This window comes from Methylobacterium ajmalii, from assembly GCF_016613415.1.
Classification (GTDB): Bacteria; Pseudomonadota; Alphaproteobacteria; order Rhizobiales; family Beijerinckiaceae; genus Methylobacterium; species Methylobacterium ajmalii.
Map to the genome: position 1 here is coordinate 1 of NZ_JACWCT010000139.1, position 5241 is coordinate 5241.

Sequence of the window (5241 nt, forward strand, 5' to 3'; positions counted from 1 at the left end):
GCCGCCTCACGCTGTTTCCTGCCTGTGGCCTGGGCGTCTATCAACCCCAAACGACGAAGCGGGCTTCGAGCCCGCCTCTCGTCCATCAACCCCGAATGACGAATGACCGATTTTCCGATCCCCTCGCCCATCGCCTCGCGCTCGACGCGATGGCGGGCATGGCGCGGATCTTCGCGGCGATCGAGCCGCGCCTCGTCGTCACGCAGGATCCGGGCGCGGGCCTCGCCGCCGGTATCGTTCCGGTCTGGGACCCCTCGCCCCTCGCCGCCGGCCATCCGGAGATCCCGGAGAGCTGGGACGTGACCTCGGACAGCCTGGCCCTGTGGCTCGCCGCGCGGCTCGGTGCCGCGCGCTGCCTGCTCGTCAAGTCCGCCGACCCGGCGCCCGGTGCCGCCCTCGCGGATCTCGCGCGGATCGGGCTGGTCGACGCCGCCGTCCCGGCCTTTGCGACTCTCTTCGCCGGCGCGATCGTGCTACGGGGCCCCGGCGGCGACCGGACCTGCCGCGGATCCCTGTCGGAGCGCGCCGCGTGAGGGAGCACCTCGTCTTCATCACCGGACGGCTCGCCAAGGCGCGGCTGGAGAAGATCGCCGCGACCCTGCCGCCGGAGCGTTTCGCCTGGACCATCGCGGATGCCGGCGTGAAGGTCGCCGCGCTGATGACCGAGGAGATCATCCGCCGCCGGGTGACGATCCCCGCTGACGCGACGCGGGTCATCCTGCCCGGGCGCTGCCGGGCCGATCCCGCCGTGCTGGCCGGGCATTTCGGCGTGCCGGTGGAGCGCGGGCCCGACGAGATCGTCGATTTGCCGGTCTTCCTCGGGCTCGCCGGGCGCAAGGTCGACCTGACGCGCCACGACGTGCGGATCTTCTCCGAGATCGTCGACGCCTCGCGGATGACGCCCGAGCAGATTCTCGTCCGCGCCAAGGACCTGGCGCGGCGCGGGGCCGACGTGATCGATCTGGGCGGCCTGCCCGACACGCCCTTTCCCCATCTCGACGACACGGTGCGGCTCCTCAAGGCCGAGGGGCTGCGGGTCAGCGTCGATTCGTTCTCGGCCGACGAGCTGCGGCGCGGCGCGGCGGCCGGGGCCGACTTCCTGCTCAGCCTCAACGAGGAGACCCTCGACCTCGCCTTCGAGACCGACGCGGTGCCGATCCTGGTGCCGATGCGGCCCGAGGACCTGCCCTCCCTCGACCGGGCGATCGAGCGGATGCAGCGGGCGGGCAAACCCTTCATCGCCGACCCGATCCTCGAGCCGATCCATTTCGGCTTCGCGGCGTCGCTGGTGCGCTACCACGAGACCCGGCGCCGCCACCCCGACATCGCCATGATGATGGGGACCGGCAACCTGACCGAGCTCACCGAGGCCGACAGCCTCGGGGTGACGGCGCTGCTGATGGGCGTGTGCTCCGAACTGGCGATCGGCAACGTGCTGATCGTGCAGGTCTCGAACCACACCCGCCGCACGGTCGAGGAACACGACGCCGCCCGCCGGGTGATGTACGCCGCCAAGGCCGATGCCGCCCTGCCCAAAGGTTATGGCCGCGCCCTCCTCGCCCTGCACGACAAGCGGCCCTATACCCAGAATGCGGACGAGATCGCGGCGCTGGCCGCGGACGTGCGCGACCCGAACTACCGCGTCGCGGTCGCGGAGGACGGGGTCCACATCTACAACCGCGACATCCACGAGGTCGGGCACGACGCGATGGCGTTCTTCCCCAAGCTCGGCGTCGAGGCGGATGGCGGCCACGCCTTCTATCTCGGCGGGGAACTGACCAAGGCGGAACTGGCCTGGCGCCTCGGCAAGCGCTACGTGCAGGACGAGCCGTTGGACTGGGGCTGTGCGATGGACGCCGACGCCGAGGACACCACCCGCTTCAAGGCCCCGGGCCATACCCGCCAGAGCGGGAAGCCCTGAGGCCGTGCCGCTGATCCTCGAGACCATCGTCACGACGCTCGCGCCCGACGGCGCCCTGCACCTCGTACCGTTCGGGCTGATCCGGGACGGCGAGGACTTCTGGGTGGCGCCGTTCCGGCCCTCGCCGACCATCGCCAACCTGGAGGCGCTGCCGTTCTTCGCCGCCGCCGCGCCCTCGGACGTGCGGGTGATCGCCGGCTGCGTCACCGGCCGGCGCGACTGGGCGAGCGTGCCCTGCCGCGACATCCCGGTGCCGCGCCTGGAGGCGGCCTACGGCCACATGGAACTGCAGGTCGTGGAGGTGCGCGACGATCCCGTCCGGCCGCGCTTCCGCGGCCGGGTGGTCAGCGCCGAGGCGCACCGGCCCTTCCTCGGCTACAACCGGGCGCAGAGCGCGGTGCTGGAGGCGGCGATCCTGTCGACGCGCCTGCACATGCTGAACCCCGACACGGTGCTGGCCGAGCTGCAGCACCACCGCATCGCCGTCGAGAAGACGGCCGGGCCCGCCGAGCGCGAGGCCTGGAACTGGATCGCCGCGAAGGTCGCGGCCGCCCTGCCCCAGGCGGCCGGAGGCTCCCTCGCGGTCGATGACGCGTGAGACACGCGTGAACAGGAGAGATCCGATGAAGCGCATCATCGCGGCGGCCCTGCTCGCCGCCGTCGCGGCGGCCCCCGCCGCCCAGGCCCACGGCCCGACCCGCAAGAAGGTCGAGGAGAAGGTCACGATCAACGCCGCGCCGGACAAGGTCTGGGCGGTGGTCGGCAACTTCCAGGACATGAGCTGGCTGCCGCCGGTCGAGAAGACCGAGGGCAAGGGCGGCAACGAGGTCAAGGCCACCCGCACCCTCACGCTGAAGGGCGGTCCCACCGTCGACGAGGAACTCTACAAGTACTCGGCCGAGCAGAAAAGCCTGTCGTACCGCATCAACAAGGTCGACGTGAAGGTGCTGCCGGTCAACAACTACTCCTCGACGATCAAGGTCGAGCCGGCCGAGGGCGGCAAGTCGGAAGTGGTGTGGGACGGCGCGTTCTACCGCGGCTACATGAACAACGATCCGCCGCCCGAGCTGAGCGACGAGGCGGCGATCAAGGCGGTGTCGGGCCTGTACCGCGCCGGCCTCGACAACCTCAAGGCGAAGATCGAGAAGAGCGGCTCGTGAGCCGCGGGCGCGCCCGGTCCCTCGCCGGGCTCTGCCTCCTCCTGGGGATCGGTCTCGCGCCGGTCCCCGCCGGGGCGGAGCCGTCGGGGGTGACCGAGGCCTTCGTCACCGCGCAGAACGCCGACGCGGTCGACGTCGTCGACCTCGACGGGCTGAAGCGGGTGGCGACGATTCCCGTACCGGGCGCGCCGGCCGGCATCGCGCTCTCGCCCGACCGGGCCCGGGTCTACGTCACGGCGCCCGAGGGCAAGGCCCTGGTGGTGATCGACGCCGCCACGCGCCGGGTCGTGCAGACGGTCGCCCTCGGCGGCGGTCCCCTCGGGGTCGGGGTCAACCCGGTGAGCGGCGCGGTCTACGTCGCCGACTGGTACGCCAAGCGCCTGTGGCAGGTCGACCCCGAGACCCTGGCGGTCGCGGGCGAGATCCCGGTCGGCACCTCGCCCTCGGGGATCGCGGTGACGCCGGACGGCAAGTTCCTCCTGGCGGCGGACCGCGACGACGACGCGCTCTCCCTCGTCGACACCGCGACGCGCCGGCGCGTCGCCGTGATCCCGGTCGGGACCCGGCCGTTCGGGGTCACGATCGATCCGCAGGGCAAGCGGGCCTATTCGGCGAATGTCGGCTCGAACGACGTCTCGGTCGTCGACATCGCGTCGCGCCGCGAGGTCGGCCGGGTCAAGGTCGGCGAGCGGCCCTACGCGGTGGCGCTGGCCCAGGGCCGCGCCTTCGTCACCGACCAGTACGGCGGCACGGTGAGCACCTTCGGCGCGGCCACCCTGGAGCCCGGACCCCGCATAGACGTCGGGGAATACCCGGAGGGCATCCAGGCGAGCCCGGACGGCCGCACGGTCTACGTCGCCAACTGGGAATCGAACACCCTCACGGCGATCGATGCGGCGACCCTGCGGGTGACCGGAACGGTGAAGACCTCGGACGGGCCGCGGGCCTTCGGGCAGTTCCTGCGCTGAGGCGCGGCGGGGTCGCCCGCGCGCCGATCGGCACCGAGCGGTAGTTCGACGCGAACGGGTTGGTCACCAGACCGCCCTCGGCCTGCGCCGGCCCGGCGAGCAGCAGGAGGAGCGCCGCGCACCGCAGCCGCATCAGAATGCGGCCGCCATCAGAGGCCCGCGACCTTGCGCAAAGCCGCGTTGATGCGGTCCTGCCAGCCCGGACCCTCGCCCTGGAAATGCTCGAGCACGTCGCGGTCGAGGCGCAGGGACACGGTCTCGCGCACGCCCGGGATCGCGGCCCTGGCGGCGGGCTTCGGCTTGGCGTCCTGCGGGGCCGGGCTCTCGGCGGGCTTGCGGGTCACGGCCCGGAACGCCGCCTCGGCAGTCTGGCGCGGGTCGCTGCCGCGGCGGGAACGATCGAATGACATCGGGGGTCCTCCTGCCCTCGCCGTAGCACGGCGCCGGCCCGACCCCAATCCGGATGGCGCGCAGTCCGGCCGGACCGCCCATTCTCAAGGGGATGATCCGGATCGATTCCAGCACGCCGCCCGCCGGGCGTCGCTCGTGGCATCCCGGGAGGGCGGGATCACGCCCCTCCCCGCGCGATGGCCTGGCCTGCCCGCGCTCGGGATGCGGATGCCTGGACTCGCGGATCCCGGATCGGCCCGCCGCCCGGGCCGCCGCGGAGAACGGCCGACGCCGCGCGTGCAGGCTCCTTGAAACGCGAAGAGCCCGGCCGTGAGGCCGGGCTCCGCTCCGTCCGGGGACGGAGAGTTCAGACTAGAAGCCGTTGAACTTGTAGTTCAGGCCGGCGCGGACGACCGCGAACTCGGTCTCGCGACGGTAGAGGTTGGCCGGGCCGACCGACACGACGCCCGGCGAGAACACCGAGTACTGCGTGCCGTTGGCGGTCTGGGCGAACACGCCGTTGTTGCGGTTGCCCTGGTCCAGGTTCACGTACAGGCCTTCGACCTTCAGCGTCACGGCCGACGAGCGGAAGAAGTTGAAGAACGAGTCGGTGGGCAGAGCGTACTCGACGCCGCCGCCGACGACCCAGCCGGTCTGGAAGTTGTCGCGCGAGCTGTTCGGCAGGCCGAAGTACTGGCCGCCGCCCGAGCCGTAGGCGAAACCGCCGGTGGCGTACACGAGGGTGCGGTCCCAGGCGTAGCCGAGGCGGCCGCGCACGGTGCCGAAGAAGTCCAGGCCCGAG

7 protein-coding genes are annotated in these 5241 nt (G+C 72.1%); 5 read left to right on the top strand and 2 right to left on the bottom strand.

Annotated features, from left to right (window positions below; translation table 11 throughout):
* The first annotated feature begins 95 nt into the window (after positions 1 to 95).
* From HPY23_RS25765 to HPY23_RS25785, 5 genes are read left to right on the top strand one after another with little or no spacing between them, the layout of a single operon-like run.
* On the top strand, positions 96 to 533 hold the full coding sequence (locus tag HPY23_RS25765) for an amino acid kinase family protein (protein WP_200649694.1): 438 nt from the start codon (positions 96 to 98) through the stop codon (positions 531 to 533).
* Entirely contained in the window at positions 530 to 1921 is a 1392-nt protein-coding gene (locus tag HPY23_RS25770; protein ID WP_091888045.1) for a DUF6513 domain-containing protein, read from the top strand. Before HPY23_RS25765 ends, HPY23_RS25770 begins: the two co-directional genes overlap by 4 nt.
* A gap of 4 nt (positions 1922 to 1925) precedes the next feature.
* A complete protein-coding gene (locus tag HPY23_RS25775) occupies positions 1926 to 2519 on the top strand; it encodes a DUF447 domain-containing protein (protein WP_060847543.1) in 594 nt (197 codons plus the stop codon).
* 25 nt (positions 2520 to 2544) lie between these two features.
* Positions 2545 to 3081 carry an SRPBCC family protein gene (locus HPY23_RS25780; protein WP_060847542.1) on the top strand — a complete coding sequence of 179 codons (537 nt, stop codon included), beginning with the start codon at positions 2545 to 2547 and terminating at the stop codon, positions 3079 to 3081.
* A 41-nt stretch (positions 3082 to 3122) separates the two neighbouring features.
* Positions 3123 to 4049, top strand: coding sequence for a YVTN family beta-propeller repeat protein (locus HPY23_RS25785; protein WP_175540001.1), 927 nt, complete (start codon positions 3123 to 3125; stop codon positions 4047 to 4049).
* A 149-nt stretch (positions 4050 to 4198) separates the two neighbouring features.
* Here the strand turns inward: HPY23_RS25785 and HPY23_RS25790 are convergent, their stop codons facing one another.
* Positions 4199 to 4459 (bottom strand): BrnA antitoxin family protein, encoded by a 261-nt coding sequence (locus tag HPY23_RS25790; protein WP_091888049.1) that lies wholly within the window; start codon positions 4457 to 4459, stop codon positions 4199 to 4201.
* Between the two features lie 352 nt (positions 4460 to 4811).
* The coding region (locus HPY23_RS25795; RefSeq protein ID WP_420891346.1) for an outer membrane protein at positions 4812 to 5241 on the bottom strand (430 nt) is incomplete at its 5' end.